The 17,250-nt window shown below is 65.9% G+C and carries 16 protein-coding genes and 1 pseudogene; 8 read left to right on the forward strand and 9 right to left on the reverse strand.

Features of this window, described 5'->3' with window-relative positions:
• Positions 1-48: 48 nt before the first annotated feature.
• Positions 49-1,854: a tetratricopeptide repeat-containing sulfotransferase family protein gene (locus tag ETR14_RS19930; RefSeq protein WP_243455595.1), complete on the reverse strand. Its 1,806-nt coding sequence runs from the start codon at positions 1,852-1,854 to the stop codon at positions 49-51.
• Between the two features lie 145 nt (positions 1,855-1,999).
• Between ETR14_RS19930 and ETR14_RS19935 the strand changes: the two genes are divergently transcribed.
• Positions 2,000-2,185 carry a hypothetical protein gene (locus ETR14_RS19935; RefSeq protein ID WP_129387967.1) on the forward strand — a complete coding sequence of 62 codons (186 nt, stop codon included), beginning with the start codon at positions 2,000-2,002 and terminating at the stop codon, positions 2,183-2,185.
• 22 nt (positions 2,186-2,207) lie between these two features.
• Here ETR14_RS19935 and ETR14_RS19940 read toward each other — a convergent pair whose 3' ends face one another.
• Complete coding sequence (locus ETR14_RS19940) at positions 2,208-3,488, reverse strand: MFS transporter (RefSeq protein ID WP_129387970.1); 1,281 nt, start codon at positions 3,486-3,488, stop codon at positions 2,208-2,210.
• A 273-nt stretch (positions 3,489-3,761) separates the two neighbouring features.
• On the opposite strand from ETR14_RS19940, the gene pgsA reads away from it, so the two are divergent.
• The 3 genes from pgsA to ETR14_RS19955 are packed head-to-tail and all read left to right on the forward strand — an operon-like array spanning position 3,762 to position 4,983.
• Positions 3,762-4,328 (forward strand): CDP-diacylglycerol--glycerol-3-phosphate 3-phosphatidyltransferase, encoded by a 567-nt coding sequence (gene pgsA, locus ETR14_RS19945; protein WP_129387972.1) that lies wholly within the window; start codon positions 3,762-3,764, stop codon positions 4,326-4,328.
• A gap of 2 nt (positions 4,329-4,330) precedes the next feature.
• Positions 4,331-4,588 (forward strand): MoaD/ThiS family protein, encoded by a 258-nt coding sequence (locus ETR14_RS19950; RefSeq protein WP_129387975.1) that lies wholly within the window; start codon positions 4,331-4,333, stop codon positions 4,586-4,588.
• Complete coding sequence (locus ETR14_RS19955; protein WP_129387978.1) at positions 4,585-4,983, forward strand: molybdenum cofactor biosynthesis protein MoaE; 399 nt, start codon at positions 4,585-4,587, stop codon at positions 4,981-4,983. Before ETR14_RS19950 ends, ETR14_RS19955 begins: the two co-directional genes overlap by 4 nt.
• A 25-nt stretch (positions 4,984-5,008) precedes the next feature.
• Here the strand turns inward: ETR14_RS19955 and accC are convergent, their stop codons facing one another.
• The 3 genes from accC to aroQ all read right to left on the reverse strand — a co-directional run bounded on the left by accC (position 5,009) and on the right by aroQ (position 7,455).
• A complete protein-coding gene (gene accC / locus ETR14_RS19960; RefSeq protein ID WP_129387981.1) occupies positions 5,009-6,364 on the reverse strand; it encodes an acetyl-CoA carboxylase biotin carboxylase subunit in 1,356 nt (451 codons plus the stop codon).
• A gap of 109 nt (positions 6,365-6,473) precedes the next feature.
• Complete coding sequence (accB, locus tag ETR14_RS19965; RefSeq protein WP_165356541.1) at positions 6,474-6,959, reverse strand: acetyl-CoA carboxylase biotin carboxyl carrier protein; 486 nt, start codon at positions 6,957-6,959, stop codon at positions 6,474-6,476.
• A gap of 55 nt (positions 6,960-7,014) precedes the next feature.
• Positions 7,015-7,455 carry a type II 3-dehydroquinate dehydratase gene (gene aroQ / locus ETR14_RS19970; protein ID WP_129387984.1) on the reverse strand — a complete coding sequence of 147 codons (441 nt, stop codon included), beginning with the start codon at positions 7,453-7,455 and terminating at the stop codon, positions 7,015-7,017.
• A gap of 46 nt (positions 7,456-7,501) precedes the next feature.
• Here aroQ and thiS point away from each other — a divergent pair.
• Positions 7,502-8,549 (forward strand): annotated as a pseudogene (gene thiS / locus ETR14_RS19980) (sulfur carrier protein ThiS).
• Here thiS and ETR14_RS19985 read toward each other — a convergent pair.
• From ETR14_RS19985 to ETR14_RS20000, 4 genes are all read right to left on the reverse strand, one after another.
• Positions 8,546-9,286 (reverse strand): hypothetical protein, encoded by a 741-nt coding sequence (locus ETR14_RS19985; protein WP_129387990.1) that lies wholly within the window; start codon positions 9,284-9,286, stop codon positions 8,546-8,548. The pseudogene thiS and the gene ETR14_RS19985 sit on opposite strands and share 4 nt — an antisense overlap.
• 80 nt (positions 9,287-9,366) lie before the next feature.
• Positions 9,367-11,349 carry an AAA family ATPase gene (locus ETR14_RS19990; protein WP_129387993.1) on the reverse strand — a complete coding sequence of 661 codons (1,983 nt, stop codon included), beginning with the start codon at positions 11,347-11,349 and terminating at the stop codon, positions 9,367-9,369.
• Between the two features lie 594 nt (positions 11,350-11,943).
• A complete protein-coding gene (locus ETR14_RS19995) occupies positions 11,944-12,237 on the reverse strand; it encodes a DUF3297 family protein (protein ID WP_129387996.1) in 294 nt (97 codons plus the stop codon).
• Positions 12,238-12,242: 5 nt separating this feature from the next.
• Complete coding sequence (locus ETR14_RS20000; protein ID WP_129387999.1) at positions 12,243-14,096, reverse strand: DUF885 family protein; 1,854 nt, start codon at positions 14,094-14,096, stop codon at positions 12,243-12,245.
• Between the two features lie 208 nt (positions 14,097-14,304).
• Here ETR14_RS20000 and ETR14_RS20005 point away from each other — a divergent pair, with 208 nt between their 5' ends.
• The 3 genes from ETR14_RS20005 (at position 14,305) to ETR14_RS20015 (ending at position 17,165) form a co-directional block, all read left to right on the forward strand.
• Positions 14,305-15,531 carry a Gfo/Idh/MocA family protein gene (locus ETR14_RS20005; protein WP_129388002.1) on the forward strand — a complete coding sequence of 409 codons (1,227 nt, stop codon included), beginning with the start codon at positions 14,305-14,307 and terminating at the stop codon, positions 15,529-15,531.
• Positions 15,532-16,035: 504 nt separating this feature from the next.
• Positions 16,036-16,530, forward strand: a complete 495-nt coding sequence (locus tag ETR14_RS20010) for a hypothetical protein (protein WP_129388005.1) — start codon at positions 16,036-16,038, stop codon at positions 16,528-16,530.
• 215 nt (positions 16,531-16,745) lie between these two features.
• Positions 16,746-17,165, forward strand: coding sequence for a hypothetical protein (locus tag ETR14_RS20015; protein WP_129388008.1), 420 nt, complete (start codon positions 16,746-16,748; stop codon positions 17,163-17,165).
• The last annotated feature ends 85 nt before the right edge of the window (positions 17,166-17,250 follow it).

Here is a 17,250-nt window from a genome sequence, read left to right on the forward strand (position 1 = left end):
TTGATTTATTAACCGTAACGATCTTGCCGTATCGCTGTGTTCAAATTGTCACGCTTGCGCCGGCGCCTCGGGATAGGCGTCGAGCACCGGGCCGAGTGCCCGCCTCAGTGGGCCGAGAAACGGCGCGAACGGCTTCCACTGATCGATGCCGTCGCGGTTGATCGGGCGACGGACCTGTTCCGAGGAGGCGGTACGCACCGCGCGGGCATTGTCGTGAAAGCGCAGGCACGCATCGTCGAACGGCAGCTCGAGATGATCGAGGAGGCGGCGTATTTCGGCTTCCGGATCGTCGAGCAGATGCTCATGGATCAGCCGGTGGATGCGGCCGGGCTGCACCGCGTCGAAATGCGCCATCATCCGCACATAGGCGCGATAATAAAGGCCCAGTGCGGTCTGATCGTAGGCGAAGGCCTGGCCGCGGGCGAAATGCTGTTTGTAGTTGGAAAAGCAGCAGGCCAGCGGATGCCGCCGGGCATCGATGATCCTCGCCTTCGGCAGGATCAATCGGATGAAGCCGACGTGCAGCCAATTGTTGGGCAGCTTGTCGATGAAGAAGGGCCGATCGCTCTTCCGCTGGACGCGGGTTCGCGCGAGATACTCCTCCCCGAGCGCGCGGATCGCGTCCGCCGAGAGCTCGGCAAGATGCTCCGGGTAGCGCCCCTCGCGGCCGCCGGCCCGAGCGACCAGGGCCGGAATGTCGGGAAGTTCCATCGTTCCCTCAACGGCGGGATGGCTGGCGAGGATCTGCTCGATCAAGGTCGAGCCCGCCCGCGGCATGCCGAGGATGAAGATCGGATCCGGCGCATCGCAGCCCTGGCCGGCACGGGCGTCGTAGAATCCGGCGGTAAACAGGGCGGCAGCGCGCCGCACCTGATCGTGCGTTCGATCGGGATCGTAGGGGATCTGTGCGTGCCGGATCCGATTGCCGGCGTCATAATGGGCGAAGGCGCGGGCAGGGTCGCCTCGATCCTCCAGCGCCTTGCCGAGCGCGAAGTGGAGGTGAAGCCGGTCTTCGTCGGCGAGCTCGGGCGCGTCGAGCGCCCGCGTCATCGCATGGATGTCGGCCTCGTCGAACCGCACGGTCTTGAGGTTGGCAAGGCTCCACCACACTTCGCCGAGTGTCGGTGCAAGCGTCAAAGCCTGGCGATAGGCCGCGATCCCGTCCTCCTGCCGCCCAACGGTCTTGAGCAAGTGGCCGTAGCTCATCCACAGCTTCGGCTGGGCCGGCATTCGGGCAAGCACCTGCTCGTAGAGTGCAAGCGCCTCCTGGTAGCTGCCGATCCGTCCGAGCGCCGCTGCCTTGAGATTCTGGTGGGCGGGATTGGCCGGATCCTTCCCGAGCAGCAGATCCAGGGTTTCGATCGCCTCGGCGGCGCGATTCTGGCGATAGAGGATGGTGGCGAGGTTCGACCGGGCGGGTGTGAAAGCCGGGGCAAGCTCCAGCGCCCGCCGCAGCAGCGACTCGGCGTCGCCGAGGCGGCCGAGCCGGGCGGCGAGTTCCGCCATCATCCGGATCGCGGCGACGTCGGTCGGCTTCTCCTTGAGGTGCGGGCGGAGCTGGCGCTCGGCGATGGCGAGCTGGCCCTGATTGAGCGCGGTTGCGGCCGCGATCAGCCGCGGGTCGTGGACAGAGGCCGCGATCGCCTCCAGCTCCGCTTCCTCCGCGCCATGGGCGTCGTCCTGCGTCCGCAGCGCCAGAGCGAGCAGCCGCCACGCATCGGCGTTCGCGAGATCCACACGCAGCACCTCGCGGGATTGCGCGGCGGCGAGGTCGGGCCGGGGGCGGAGCAGGCGCCGGCCCTCGCTCAGCGCCTGTTCGATCGTCGCCATTCTTGCCTGCACGTCGCTTGCCATGTGCGGCAGCTTAGGGCCGGCCGATGGGGAGGCAAGCGAGACGGCGCCACGCCGGGGGGAGAGGAGCTGTTCCGCAGTGGCACAGGTGAAAGAATCCCCCGCGAGCGGCTAGGCGAAATGGTAAAAAAAGCGTTAAGCATCGGTGATGAGACCGATCGTGCCCGCCCGCATTCGCGCCTCCTTTCGCTCCCACCCGCTGCGCGCGGCGCTGGGCGGCGTCGCACTTCAGGCGATGCCGATCGATCAGGCAACGGAATGGGCGGAAAGTGCGCGTTTCTTCCTGAACGCCTGGCTCGGCGGCGTCGTCTTCTTTGGGACCCTGCTGGCCTGAGACCGGTCTCGCGGCGCGCGGTTCAGTCGCACGCCTTGTGCAGCCGCCAGGCGAGCCAGGCGGCGCCGAGGCTTGCCACCGCCACCATCAACAGGGTCTCGGCAACCGACACGCCGAGCAGCACGAGCCCGGTCAGCAGGACGGCGGCAAGCACCATCGCGCCCGAATTGACGATGTTGTTGGCGGCCACGGTGCGCGCCGTCTCGGACTTGGCCACGGTGGTGGTGAGGAAGGCATAAAGCGGCACCACAAACATGCCGCCGGACACGGCCACTCCGAACAGATCGAACATCACCCATTCGGCCTGCGAAATGCGGACGAAGGTGGCGAAATCCATCAGTTCGCCGCCGACGGCAGGCCAATGAATCACGTTCCAGTAGAGGTGGACGATGAACAGCCCCATCGCGATCGCCGCGGCCGGTGAATAGACGGCGAGCACGCGGCCCTTGAGCAGGCGATTGATCAGCACCGACCCGACGCCGACACCCACGGAGAAGATCGCAAGGAAGAGCGTCGCCACCTGTTCGTTGGCGTGGAGCACGTTCTTGACCAAGGGCGGAAACTGCGCGGCGAGGATCGCACCCATCATCCAGAAGAAGCTGATCGAGGCGATGGCGAGGAACAGCCGGGGAATGTGCATCGTCGCGTTGACGAGGCGAATGGAAGCCCGGACGATGTGCCAGTCCATCTGGAGCGGCGGCGCGTCCGTCTCCGGCGGCGCCGGCGGCACCTGTCGCCCGCTGACCCAGCCCAGCAGCGCGATGATCATCACGCCGATCGCCGCCACCCAGGCGTGGTTGGTGCCGAGCAGGCCGCCGGCGATCGTGCCCAGCAGGATCGCGCCATAGGTTCCGGCCTCGACCAAACCGGTGCCGCCAAGCACCTCGTCACGCTCGAGATGCTGGGGCAGAATCGCATATTTGATCGGGCCGAAGAAGCTTGAATGCACGCCCATCGCGAACAGAGCGAGCAGCAGCAGGGTGACGTTGCCGAGCAGCAGGCCGGCGGCGCCGAACGCCATGATGCCGATTTCCGCGCTCTTCACGATCCGGACGATCCGCGCCTTGTCGGTCGAATCCGCCAGCTGGCCGGCCAGCGCCGAGAACAGGAAGAAGGGCAGGATGAACAGGCCGCCGGCAATGGCGTTGAAGGTCGCTTCCTTGGTGGCGTCGCTGTAGACGGTGTAGGTCACCAGGATGACCATCGCCGACTTGTAGAGATTGTCGTTGAACGCCCCCAGGAACTGGGTGACGAACAGCGGCAGGAAGCGGCGCTTGCCGAGGAGATTGAGGGACGCTTGCACGGTACCGGTTACACTGTGTCGGGGCGGGCGCAGGCGCCGGCGGACGAGTTGTCGCACATGGAGGGGTGGCATAGCCGCTAACGCGCCTTCGTCAAAGGCGATCCGCGAGCGGCGCGTCCCAGAGGAGGGCAGGGGCACGAGTTCAACGAGCCAAGGCTCCCTGGAAGCTGCGGATCGGGAACTTGGCGGATTTCGAGAAGGCGGCGGCGGCGCTCTCGAAAGAAAAGCGCCCCTCCACATTTTCGTACGATGCTTTAAGGGGGTGGCGAGCCGATGCTGACGCTGCCCAACCTTCTCACGCTCTCCCGCATCCTTGCGGTGCCGCTGCTGGTGTTCCTGCTGTGGAAGCCGAGCTGGTGGGATTACGGCATCACCTTCATCCTCTACTGCATCGTCGGCATCACCGATTATTTCGACGGCTATCTCGCCCGGGCGCAGGGCACCGTGTCGCGGCTCGGCGTCTTTCTGGATCCGATCGCCGACAAGATCATGGTCGCCGCCGTGATCGTGATGCTGGTCTCCTCGCGGGCATCGAGCGGCGAGCCGATCATCCATGGTTTCCACATCATCCCGGCGCTGATCATCCTGCTTCGGGAAATCATCGTCTCGGGTCTGCGCGAGTTCCTCGCCGGCTTGCAGGTGTCGATCCCGGTGAGCCAGCTCGCCAAGTGGAAGACGACGTTCCAGCTCGTCTCCCTCGGCGGCCTGATCCTGGCCGGAGCTCTGCCGCAATGGCCGCTGGTCCACCTCGGCGCGCTCGTCTTTCTCTGGGCGGCCGCGGCGCTCACACTGGTCACCGGCTGGGATTATCTGCGCACCGGCCTAAAGCATATGGATTGAGCGTGGCGATAGACCTGCTCTATTTCGGTGCCTTTCGCGATGCCTTCGGCCGCGACGGCGAGCGCGTCGATCCGCCCGGCCACGTCGTCACGGTTGCCGATCTGATCACCTGGCTCGCCGACCGCGGCGACCCTTATGATGCCGCCTTCGCCGATCGGGCGGGCGTGTTCGCTGCTGTCGAAGCGGAGCCGGTAGCGCCAGAGGGCAATATCTTCGGCGCGCGCGAAGTGGCGCTGTTTCCGTCGCCGGGGGCGCTGTGATCGACGCCCGCGTCCAGGCCGCCGACTTCGATCCGGGCCGCCAGCTTCAGCGGCTCGAGGAGCTCGGCGCAGTCGGATTGGCCAGCGCGATCATCGCGGCGCGCACCGATCCCGCGGTGCAGGAATTGCTGATCGATCATTATCCTGCGCTCGCCAGGAACGTGCTCGCGGCGATCGCGTCCGAAGCGGAGGCGAGGTTCGGCCTGACCGGGATCATCCTCATCCATCGCCACGGCGTGTTGGTGCCCGGGGAAAGGATCGCCTTTGCCGCCACCTGTGCGGACGATCCGCAGGCTGCGCTCGATGGCTGCGCGTTCGCGATCGCGGCGCTGGGCCGCCGCGCGCCGTTCTGGCGGAAGGAAATACGGGAAGACGGATCGTCCGCCTGGCGGTGATCCGGAGACCACCGCCAGGTTCCAATCAGGAGTCCGCCTCGTCGCGCGCCAGCCACTGCTCCAGCCATTTGATGGTGTAGTCGCCGGCGAGGAATTCAGGATCCTCGACCAGCTTCTGATGAAGCGGGATCGTGGTCTTCATGCCCTCGATCACATATTCCTCGAGCGCGCGCTTGAGGCGCATGATGCAGCGTTCGCGGGTGGTGCCGTAGACGATCAGCTTGGCGATCATGCTGTCGTAATAAGGCGGCACCTTGTAGCCGCCATAGAGGCCGCTATCGATCCGCACGTGCATGCCCCCGGGGGCGACATAGGCCTTCACCGTGCCCGGGGAGGGGGCGAATGTCCGCGGATCCTCGGCGTTGATCCGGCATTCGATCGCATGCCCGCGGAAGGTGAGCTGCTCCTGGGTGCAGGAAAGATCCTCGCCGGCGGCAATCCGGATCTGCTCGCGGACGAGATCGAGGCCGGTGATCATCTCGGTCACCGGATGCTCGACCTGCAGGCGCGTGTTCATCTCGATGAAGTAGAATTCCTCATTCTCGTAGAGGAATTCGATCGTGCCGGCGCCGCGATAGCCCATCTCCGCCATCGCCTTGGCAACGATGCCGCCCATCCGGGCGCGCTGCTCAGGCGTGATCACGGGGGAAGGCGCTTCCTCTAGCACCTTCTGGTGACGGCGCTGCAGCGAGCAGTCGCGCTCGCCGAGGTGGACGGCATTGCCTCGGCCGTCTCCGAACACCTGAAATTCGATGTGGCGCGGGTCGCCAAGATATTTCTCGATGTAGACGGTGGCATCGCCGAACGCCGCCTTGGCTTCGGATCCGGCCTGGACGATCAACGCTTCGAGCTGATCCTCCGACTCGACCACCTTCATGCCGCGGCCGCCGCCGCCGGAGGCCGCCTTGACGATCACCGGATAGCCGATCTCGCCGGCGATGCGGCGGCCTTCCTCGATCGTCTCGATCGGGCCGTCGGAGCCCGGAACCAGCGGCAGGCCGAGCTTGGCGGCGGTGCGCTTCGCCTCGATCTTGTCGCCCATCACCCGGATATGCTCGGGCTTCGGCCCGATCCAGAGAATGCCATGGCTCTCGACGATTTCGGCGAACCGGGCATTTTCCGACAGGAAGCCGTAGCCGGGATGGATCGCATCGGCATGGCTGAGCTCGGCCGCCGAGATGATGTTCGGGATATTCAGATAGGAATCCGCGGCCGCCGGCGGTCCGATGCAGATCGCCTCATCGGCGAGGCGGACGTGCATCGCGTCCGCATCTGCGGTGGAGTGCACGGCCACCGTCTTGATGCCCATCTCGTGGCAGGCGCGGTGGATACGGAGTGCGATCTCGCCGCGATTGGCGATCAGGACCTTTTGAATCTTCATGTCAGCTCTCATCGGCCCGGCGCGATGCCGGGGCTGGTGGCGATACAAGCGGCGTGCGTCCGGACTTTCTCCGCCCTGGATATCCGGGCACGGTCCGGCGCGGCGCCGATCACTCGATGATCACCAGCGGCTGGTCATATTCGACCGGCTGGGCGTCCTGAACGAAGACCTGAGTCACGGTCCCCGAACGTGGCGCGGTAATCGGGTTCATCACCTTCATCGCTTCGACGATGAGCAGAGTGTCGCCTTCCTTGACGCTCTGGCCGGGGCTGACGAACGGCTTGGCGCCCGGTTCGCCGGCCAGATAGACGGTTCCGACCATCGGCGATTTTACCGCGCCGGGGTGGGCGGCGGGAGGCGTGTCGGCTGCAAGGCTCGGAGCCGGTGCGGCAGGGGCGCCGGCGGCCGGAGCGGGCGCGGCGACGTGGACCGACGCCGGGGCGGCATAAGTGATCTGCCGCTTGACGACGATGCGACGCTCGTCATCTTCGACCTCGATCTCGGTCAGATCGTTCTTGTTCAGCAATTCGGCAAGGAGACGCACCAGATCTGCGTCAATCCGCATGCTCCCGCGGGAGCCGTTCTCGTCGGTCATTGGACCCTCTTTTTCCCCAGCAGTTCCGCTTCTTGCGGTATTTTGGCGCGCCTTGTCAGAGACCGGCCGCCGCGTCCAGAGCAAGCTGATAACTGAGCGCGCCGAAGCCCGCGATGGTTCCCCGCGCCGCCTTTGCGACGAAGCTCCGGTGGCGGAAGCTTTCGCGGGCGTGGGGGTTGGAAAGATGGACTTCGATCACCGGCGTGGCGACCGATTTGATCGCATCATGTATCGCGATCGAGGTGTGGGTGAACGCGCCCGCATTGAGGATCACCGCCCTCGCGCCCTCCGCTTGCGCTTCGTGCAGCCAATCGACGAGATGCCCTTCGTGATTGGATTGGCGCATGTCGATGCGAACGCCGATTTCGCGTGCACGGTCCTCCAGCCGGTCGGCGATGTCGTCCAGCGTGTCGGATCCGTAGATATCCGGCTCGCGCGTGCCGAGGAGGTTGAGGTTCGGGCCGTTGAGCACGTAGATCGTCGGTAGCGTCGCCATGGAGAAACCCTATATGGCGGCGGGACGACAAGCGCAAAGGCGGCTTATGGTTTACGACGGTACAGCTTCGATCCGGGTCAACGGCAGCCACCGCCGGGTGCGCCAGGGCATGACGGTGGCGGAACTCGCGTTGGAACTCGGGCTCGAGCCGACCCGGGTGGCGGTGGAGCGCAATCTCGAAATCGTGCCGCGTTCCACCCTCGCCGAGGTCGTGATCCAGGACGGCGACGATTTCGAGATCGTCACCTTCGTCGGCGGCGGCTGAGCGTTGGGCGAATGACGATACAGACGGGATGACGACAGTGAATGTGATGACCTCGATCGGTGACGACACATGGACGGTGGCGGGGCGGACGTTTCGTTCGCGCCTGATCGTCGGCACCGGCAAGTATAAGAGCTTCGAGCAGAATGCGGCGGCGGTTGCGGCCTCGGGCGCCGAGATCGTCACCGTGGCGGTGCGGCGGGTGAACATCGCCGATCCCAAGCAACCGATGCTCACTGACTTCATCGATCCGAAGCAGATCGTCTACCTGCCCAACACCGCCGGCTGCTTTACCGCCGACGAGGCGATCCGGACCTTGCGGCTGGCGCGCGAAGCGGGAGGCTGGACCCTGGTGAAGCTCGAGGTGCTTGGCGAAGCCAAGACGCTCTATCCCGACATGATCGAGACCCTGCGGGCGACCGAAATCCTCGCCAAGGAGGGTTTTCAGCCGATGGTCTATTGCGCCGACGATCCGATCGCCGCCAAGCGGCTCGAGAATGCCGGCGCAGTCGCAATCATGCCGCTGGGCGCACCGATCGGCTCCGGCCTCGGCCTCCAGAACGAGGTCATGATTCGGATCATGGTGGAGAATGCGTCGGTTCCGGTGCTGGTCGATGCCGGCGTCGGCACCGCGTCGGATGCTGCCGTTGCGATGGAACTCGGCTGCGATGGCGTGTTGATGAACACCGCCATTGCCGAAGCCAAGGATCCGGTGATGATGGCGACCGCGATGCGGCTGGCGGTCGACTCGGGACGGCTCGCTTATCGGGCGGGACGGATGGGAAAGCGTCGTTATGCCGATCCGTCGAGCCCGCTCGCCGGACTGATCTAGTCGCCGCCTCCGCAGCCACCGCCGCAACTTCCGCCGCAACTGGCGCAGTCTCCGTCGCTGCCGCCGGAGTCCGACGTGGAGCAGCCGCTGCCGCCGCATGATCCGCCGTCGTCCTTCTTCTTGCGCCTCTCCGCCATCGGAGGGGCGAAGACCGCAATCCCGATCACCAGCCCGATCACCAGGACGATGACGAGGAACGCAGCAGCGGGCCCGGCGATGGCAGCCGATGAGGTTGCGGCAAGAACGGCGCAGATTGTACCGAAGACAAGACGGTTTCGACGCTCCGCTTCGTCGTTGCCCTGATCGTCGTCGGCTTGTGGGCGCCGCCAGATGTCGTCCGGGGGCGATCCGAACACCTCCTGGTAGAGGGTCAGCGTCCGACGATATTGATCCGCGAAGCGCGCCTCTTCGTCTGCGTCGCCGGATCCGGGCAGATGCCGCAGCGTCCGCCCGAGCAGGTTTGCACACAGCTTGCGGTGGTAATCATCCTCGTCTTCGAGATGGAGGTGCCAGGCCTCGTCCACGGCCTTTGACGGGGTCACCTCGAACGATGCGATCGTCGCCAGATAGAGGAAGCGGCGATATTCGCCGATCACCCGCACCGCGAAGGCGTCCGACCACCCGTTGGCGTCGGCGAGCCTCCGCTCGAAGGCCGACGGTCGCGAACCGATCGGAAAATTGGAGAGAGTGGCCCAGAGGCCCGTCGGATCCGCAGCAGCGCGCAGGTTCCCGTTCATCTGCTGACGAAAATAAGGGCCGCGTGTTACGGAAATGTGACGGTGCGGGGCGGTCGAATTCGGCCGCCCCGCACCGCTCGTCAGAAGCCGATACGGACCGGTCGCTCGGGTTTGGCGCGCGCCTCGGCCCGCAGCAGGGTCGCGATCTCGGTTGCGGAAGCCCCGGGACGGTAACGTAGCTGCCGCTTGACCACGGCGAAGTCGCCCGGCGTGAGGCCGCCGATGTCGCACAAGACAGAAGGTGCCGCGAGCCCGAAGAAGCGGCAGAAGGCTCTTTCTGCTGCCGCCCGCGACATCGGCTTCAAGTCGATCTTGAACACGAATCGCCGGAGCGCCGCCGGATCGAGCCTTTGCGCGAAATTGGTTGCGGCGATGAACGGCAGCGGGTGCGAATCAAGCCACGTCAGCAATTCGTTGACCTGCGTCACCTCCCACGATTGATGGGCATCCTGTCGGTCGCGAAGCAGCGAGTCGACTTCGTCGAACAGCAGCACCGACCCGTCCTCACGTGCGGCGGCGAACGCGTCCGCGATGTTCGCTTCGGTGCCGCCGACCCATTTGGACAGCAGATCCGATCCGCGCTTGACCGCAAGGGGCCTGTCGAGCCGCTCGGCGATGTGCGCGGCCAGCGCAGTCTTGCCGGTTCCGGGCGGTCCGGTGAGCAGCAGCGAGAAGTCGGACGGAGCGTCCGCGCTCGAGAGCTGCGCAACCAGTGCCCGGATACCCTGATCGGCTTCGTAGAGATCGAGATCCGGCGCATCCCCCGAGACGGACGGCGGCAGGCAGCGGCCGCCGCGAAGACCAAGGAGAAGCGAACGGGCTACGACGTCGGCACCGTCGCCGCCGGCGAGCGCCGCCGAGCGCAGCGCGACTCGCGCGATCGCCGCCGTTTCCGGTTCGCGTGCGACGAGCGTGTCGAGGGACTCGGCGCGGACGCCTTCGGTCGCGGCGATGCGCGTGACGATCCGCGCCCGCGCGCGCGGGCCGGGATAGTCCATCCGGAGCACGTAGCTCATGCGGCGCAGATGGGCCGGATCGACTTCGCAGATCGCGTTGGACGTCCACAGGATCGGCACGAGGTTGGTTTCCAACAGCCGATTGACGAAGACTTTCGAGCCGAGCTTCTGGCTGGATGCCACACCGTCGGCGAACAGATCCTCCATTTCGTCGAACAGGATCAGGCTCCGGCCGCGCCGGGCGAGCAGCCGTTGCGCCCGGGTGAGCGCGTGCACGCGGTAGCGCCGGTTGGGCTCGTCGCCGTCCGAATCGCTTTCTCCAACGGCGTGGAGGCCCAAGCCCGCAGCTGCCGCCAGTGTGCGCGCGAACTCCGTCTTGCCGGTTCCCGGCGGGCCGTGGATCAGCACGTTCACGCCGGATGCGCCTTGCGCGACCGCACCGCGGAGGAGGCGGACGAGGAAATCGAGATCGTTCGCATGTTCGGCGAAGTCGTCCGGTATCAGCGTCGCCGGCTGGCGGGCTCCGGCGAGCACCGCAATCAGCCGTTCCTCGTCCCGGCAACCGTCGTCGAGGATGTCTGCAAGACGCCAGTCGAGCGTGAGATCGACGCCGCCCGAGTAGGAATCGGCAGAGGTCTCGATCAGTCCCAGCTTGACCAGCGGAGATCGACGTACCCGCAGCGCTGCCCCGGCCGGCTCGGCGCCGGCGAGCAGCGCGGCCAGCGCGGGAACATCCTCGCCTGCGCAGGCCAGACGATCCCGCAGCACGGCGACATGCGGCAGCCGATCCAGGGCGGTTGCGACGCCGAGCAGCGCGCGATCGAAGCCGTCGAGATCGAGCAGATCGGCGACGGCGGCAACGGCCGCAGCCAAGAGATCCTCCTCTTCGTCCCCGACGATCTCATCGGCGAGCCGGGGAAGGCTGTCCCAGTCCAGGCTGTCGCTCTTGTCCTTCTTCTTCTTGGGATCGCGCCAGACGCGGTCAGGCCACAGCCAATCACGCTGATCGGCGGCCCAGTCGAGTGTCGCCGCCGCGGCCTTGCCGCCGCGGCTCTTGGTAGCGCGCAGCAGGCAAAGAATGCGCTGCGCCAAAAGTTTTTCGCCCATGGTCATCCATCGCGGCGGGCAGGCGCGCACGACCATGCGCGCGGCCGCAACCGCTTCCCAGAAAGGTTTAATTCCTTGATATGCCATTCGCCGGGTCCACGCCCGGCCGGCGCGTTAGCGCTGGGGCGGAATCCGAACGGAGGCGGAGACAAGATTTCCATTGTCCATGCGATTCAGCATCGCGCGCTCCATCTGACCAGCTGCGGCAGGATTGTCGCAGGGCGGTGGCAATTAGTCGTACCCGTAACGATTGTCAACCGGGTCGGTCAGCGCAGCGGATTCCGATCGCCCGCCGCGGCAAGGCGGCTGCCGACGACCCAGGAAGATGACAGGAACAAGAAGGGGTGCCCACCACCCGCGGGAATTACCCGTTGCGGGTAGCCCAATCTTCGAAGATCGCGCTCAACACCATGATGAGCGAAAGCAAGGTAACCACGGCAGCAAACATCGAATTCCCCCAAATTCACGCAAACCGGCACAGCCCATCATTTCGCCGCGCCACCCGATCGCGGGGCGTGGCTGTGCCGAGAAAGCTTCAACAAATCCATGACAGTCTGACGGCACAGCAGGTGCGGACCCGCACCCGCGGTCGGATCAGTCTTGTTCGCCTGCGCCCGGCTCTTCGTCCGTAGTCTCTTCGCCGCCGCCTTGCGCATCCTGGAAGAAGGGTTCGACCTCGCCCTTGAGCTTCACCGTCATCGGCTGGCCGAAGCGGTCGAGGCTCCGGCCAGCGGCGACCCGGATCCAGCCTTCGGAAACGCTATATTCCTCGACGTCCGTGCGCTCCTTGCCCTTGAAGCGGATGCCGACGCCGCGCCGAAGCAGGGTGGCGTCGAAAAACGGGCTCTTCGGATTGAGCGAGAGCCGGTCCGGAGGCGTGTCAGCCATGATGTTCAACCTTCTTGCTTCTTGGCGGCGATGTAGGCCGCAACCTGTTGATCGAGGATGTCGAGCGGCAGCGCCCCGTTTTCGAGCACGGCCGCGTGGAAGTCGCGTACGTCGAACTTCGGGCCGAGTTCACGCTCGGCGCGCTGGCGCAGCTCGACGATCTTCAGCTGTCCGATCTTGTAGCTCGTCGCCTGCCCCGGCCAGTTGAAGTAACGCTCCACCTCCTTGACGATATCGCGCTCGGAGAGAAGCGAATTTTCCTGGAAATAGCGGATCGCCTGCTCCCGGGTCCATCTTTTGGAGTGGATCCCGGTGTCGGTGACGAGCCGCACCGCCCGCCACAATTCCAAGGATAGGTGACCGAATTCGGAATAGGGATCCTGATAGAAGCCCATCTCGCGGCCGAGGCGTTCGGCATAGAGGCCCCAGCCTTCGACATAGGCGCCATAGAAGCCGAAGCGCCGGAACTTGGGTATGCCGGTCAGTTCCTGCTGCAGGGCGATCTGGAAATGATGGCCGGGCGCTCCTTCATGATAGGATATGCTCTCGATCTGCGGCTTGAGCACCTGGTTCATGTCGGCAAGGTTGACGTAGTAGATGCCGGGCCGGGATCCGTCGGGGGTGGGCGGATTGTAGAAGGCGACCGAGGCCGTTTCCTGGCGCCAGGTTTCGACCGCGCGCACCTCGAGCGGCGCCTTCGGTAGGCGGCGGAAAAGGGTCGGCGCCTTCGCCATCACCTGCGCGATCAGCCCTTTCGCGTTGGCGAGATACGCCTGCCGGCCAGCCTCGGTGTTCGGATATTTGAACTCGCTGCCGTTCTTGATGTGCTGGAAGAAGGCCTTGAGATCGCCCTTGAAGCCGACCCGGTCCTTGATTGCCGACATTTCCTTGTGGATGCGGGCGACCTCCGACAGGCCGATCTGATGTATTCGGTCGGCGGAGAGATCGGTGGTGGTCGAGGCACGCAGGCGCGCCGTGTAGTAATCGGCGCCCTCGGGCAGACTCCATGCACCCTGATTGCCCGTGGCCTTCGGCTCGATCGCGTCCAGCGTCTTCAGCATCGTGTCGATGCCGCGGCGGAATGGGCCTGAAAGCGCCGCATTCGCTTCTGCGATCAGCCGGGTCTTGGTCTCGGCAGGCGCATCCAGCGCCGCGACCTTCTTGCGGAAATCGGCGAGCAGAGTGCTGTCGGCGCCTTGATCGAAAGGCGCGCCGGTGATGACGCGCTTGGCGTCTGCGCGCACCGGCGCGAAATTAAACTTGGGCGGGACGATGCCCTTCTCCGCCTGGCGCAGCGCACGATCAGAGATTTCGCGCATCACCCGTTCGCTGTCGCGCAGACGCGCAACATAGGCGTCGGCATCGGCGACGGTGTCGATGCGATGCTGATTGATCAGGAAGACCGGGATGTCGCCCGCGGGGCTGCCGTTGGTCGAAAAGGGGAAGCCGTAGTCGCGCCACTTATATTGCTCGCGGCCCTGGACCACCGAATATTCGAACAGGCGGTAGCTGAGCTGAGCGGCCGGGCTGAGCCGAGCGGGATCGAATTTCGCCTTCATCTCGGCAAGCTTGGCCTCGGCCAGTGCACGCTGCCGCTCCGCTTCGGCATCGGTATAGTCGTCGAGCCTGTCATAACCGGTCTTGATACCGAGACCGGTAAGCGTTTCGGGCGAACGCGCCGCTGCCTCGTCGAACGCCGCGTCCAGGAACGCAAGCAGCCGGGCATCCTCCGCTTGCGTGCCCGCACGATCCGGCTTCACCGCGCTTGCCGGGCCAGCGCCGGCGGCGGGCGGGGCCTGCGGCGCGGCGGTCGCGGTGCCGGCAAGGAGCAGAGCGAGCAGAGGCAGAATGCGCGGCATGGCGTCCCTTTCGAAAGCGTCGGCGTCCTCTAGAACGTGATGGGCCGAGGGGAAAGCGGTTCGCGTTTGGCCGGTGACCGGCTTACGCTGCCGATCCCGACACGGTCGAAGGACCACTTCCTAAGTGCGTGCAGCGGGATAAGCTAGCGAGCGCCGGCAGAGAGTGCGTCGGTGGCCATGTTCGGCGACGGCAACGTGGAGGGAAAACATGCTCGGCAATGTTATGACCCGGCGGGGAATGCTGCAGGTCGGCGGCAGTGCGGCGGCTGCCGCTCTGGCGCTTGCGGCAAAGCCTGGAGCGGCCCTGATCCAAAGCGGCGGTGCGGTGCGCGCGACGGGACGGCCACTGCCCGATGGCGTCGCACTGCCGCAGACGCCTGCGGGGCGGAAGCGGGCGGACAGCGTCGGCTTCGCCATCGTCGGCCTGGGCGGCTATGCCCTCAACCAGATGCTGCCGCGTTTCGCACATGCGGAGCGCGCCCACGTCGCGGCGCTCGTCTCCGGCAATCCCGAGAAGTTGCGCCGCGTCGGCGATGCGTATGGCGTGCCGCAGGCTGCGCGCTACAGCTATGAGACATTCGCGAGGATCGCGTCGGACGATCGCATCGACGCCGTCTACGTCGTGCTGCCGAGCGGCCTGCATGCGGAGTGGACCATTCGCGCCTTCGATGCCGGCAAGCACGTCCTCTGCGAGAAGCCGATGGCGCTCTCCAGCGCCGACTGCGCGCGCATGATCGCGGCCGGGCGCCGGGCCGGGCGCAAGCTGATGATCGCCTATCGCTCGCATTTCGAGCCGCACAACCGGGAGGCGATGGCGCTGATGGCCCGGAACGCCGTCGGCCGGCTCCGGCTGGTGCGCGCAGAGCAATCCTATCGGATGGGGCCGACGCGGCCGAGCGAGAATTGGCGGGTCAGCCGCGCGCTCGCCGGCGGCGGACCGCTCGAGGATTACGGGATCTACGGGCTGCAGGCGGCGCTGTATCTGAGCGGGGAAATGCCCGAGAGCATCAGCGCCACGGCCTTCAGACCGGCCGGCGACCCGCGCTTTGCAGAAATCTTCGCCCATGTCGCGTCGCAATGGCGGTTTCCGTCCGGCGCTGTGGCCCAGCTCGTCACCTCCTACGATTCGGCAGGAACCAACCTCGTCCACGCGCGCGGGACCGACGGCGCTCTGATCATGGACCCGGCGACCGGCTATGCCGGCCAGAAGATGCGCCTCGAAGGCCGCGACGCCCGCACCATCAGCCCAGGCGACCCCGACGTCCAGTTCGCCGGCCAGCTCGACCATTTCGCCGACGCGATCCGCGACGGCACACCGATCAGGACGCCCGGCGAGATGGGCCTTCGAGACCTGCGTCTGATCGAGGCAATTTATGCGTCGGCGGCTTCGGGAGCGACGGTACGGCTCGCGCCGGACGGCACGATGCGCGCCTGACTCGCGTCCACCAGCGTCTGAGCGGCCGATGCGCTCGTAGCGCCGGAGCGGCGTCGGGATCGGGCGCAGCGGAGCGTCTTGACGGTGTTGCCAGCGGACGGTGTCGCGGGCGTCTATTTTCCGGGGTCAGGTCGTCAGCCAGAGCAGGAAGGTTCCCAAGAAGGCCGCCAGGATCAGGAAACATCCGAGGCCGATCCGCTTCGCGATTCGATGGTCCACGGGTGAATAGAAATCAGACCAGTCAATCATAAACACAGATACTCTAATGACTTGCCGCCATGGATGAAGACTCAATCCAAGATACGTGCGGCAAGCCCCTCTACAGCGTACGCCAAATGCGCGCGCAAGCCCTTCGACCATGCTGCCGATGCGGTGTGCCAAAGCTGGTCATGCCCGCCGGCTCGGCGGGCTCCGGTGCCGGTGCCGGCGGACCGGCTTCGCTCTGGCCGAGGGGAGAGGAAGACCTTAAGCGGGCGGCGTCCGGGGAAGATTGTCGGTGAGGGAATGATGGTTGGAGCGAAGCGGTGGGTGGTGCGCGTGGCGGCTGCGGGATTGGGCGTCCTCGTCGCGATCCTGATCGGCAGCACTCCGGCAGAGATCGGTTTCGCGAAGCCGAGGGGCGGTCCCTCCGGTTCGGCGGTCGACAGCGACGCTCCGGCCGGCATGTCGGCTGCGCGCGACTGGCTCGGGACCTATGAAGGGCGCTTCGAAGGGGCGAAGGGCACGATCGAGATTTCCGCAGCCGAGGGCGACAGGATCGCCGTCAATCTCGTTATCGGAGCGCCCGGTTGTTCGGGGTCTCTCACCCTCGATGCGCCGGCGCCGACCTCGGACCGGCTGGTGCTGACCACAGCGGACGAGTTTACAGAGGATGTCTGCACGATCACGCTCGTTCGCCACGGCCGCGTCATCGAAACTCTCGAGGACCGCTGCCTCGCGTCGCATGGGATGCAGTGTACCTTCACCGGACGCGCGAAGAGAAAGACGGCGGGCGCATGAGGATTCCGGCTCACGGCCGGTCGTCATGGTCGCTTCCGGCGCGAGATGCTCGCGGGATCAGTAGCGCTCGGTCTGCGCGCCCCTACGCGCGCCGTCGCGGCACCCGCGCCACAAGGACGCGCAGGGAGTGAACAAGCGCGCCACGGCGCACCTATGAGGACGTCGTGTTTCCAGCGTTGCGGTTCCGCTTCTGCGATGTCCGGCGGACATGCTACATGCCTGCTGTGAAACGGACAGATTTCGCCGCCGGCGCGGGATGGCTCGGCTTCGTCCACGGGGCGGCCGTGACCCTGGCTCTGCTCTCTGGGGTCGATGGGCCGGAGGTTCTGCTTGCGACCTTGCTGCTAGCTCCCTGGCTCGTCGGCCCGGTGGCTCTGGCGGCATGTGGCGCGATACTGACGCGATCAAAGAGGCGTGCGGGAGCCTTCCTTGCTCTGGAAGCCGGGTTTGCCGCGTCGACCCTTTCCCTCTTCGTGTATCTGAAATGGATCGCGCCGGACGCTCAGAACGGATTTTGGCTGCTCTCCTTCCCGGTCGTGCAATATGGCGCGCTGCTGGTGCTCGGCGCGCTGGCCGAAACGATTGGCGGCTTTGCGCGCCAGTCCCCGGCGAACGGCGATCCGGACCAGCGCTGACGTCGCGTTCCGCTCCCACACGGCCGGGCGGCAGGGCCTTGTGAGGGAAGGCTTCGGCCGGTGCACGGCCGACACCGTGGCGGCC

The sequence above is a fragment of the Sphingosinicella sp. BN140058 genome (assembly GCF_004135585.1).
Lineage (GTDB): Bacteria > Pseudomonadota > Alphaproteobacteria > Sphingomonadales > Sphingomonadaceae > Allosphingosinicella.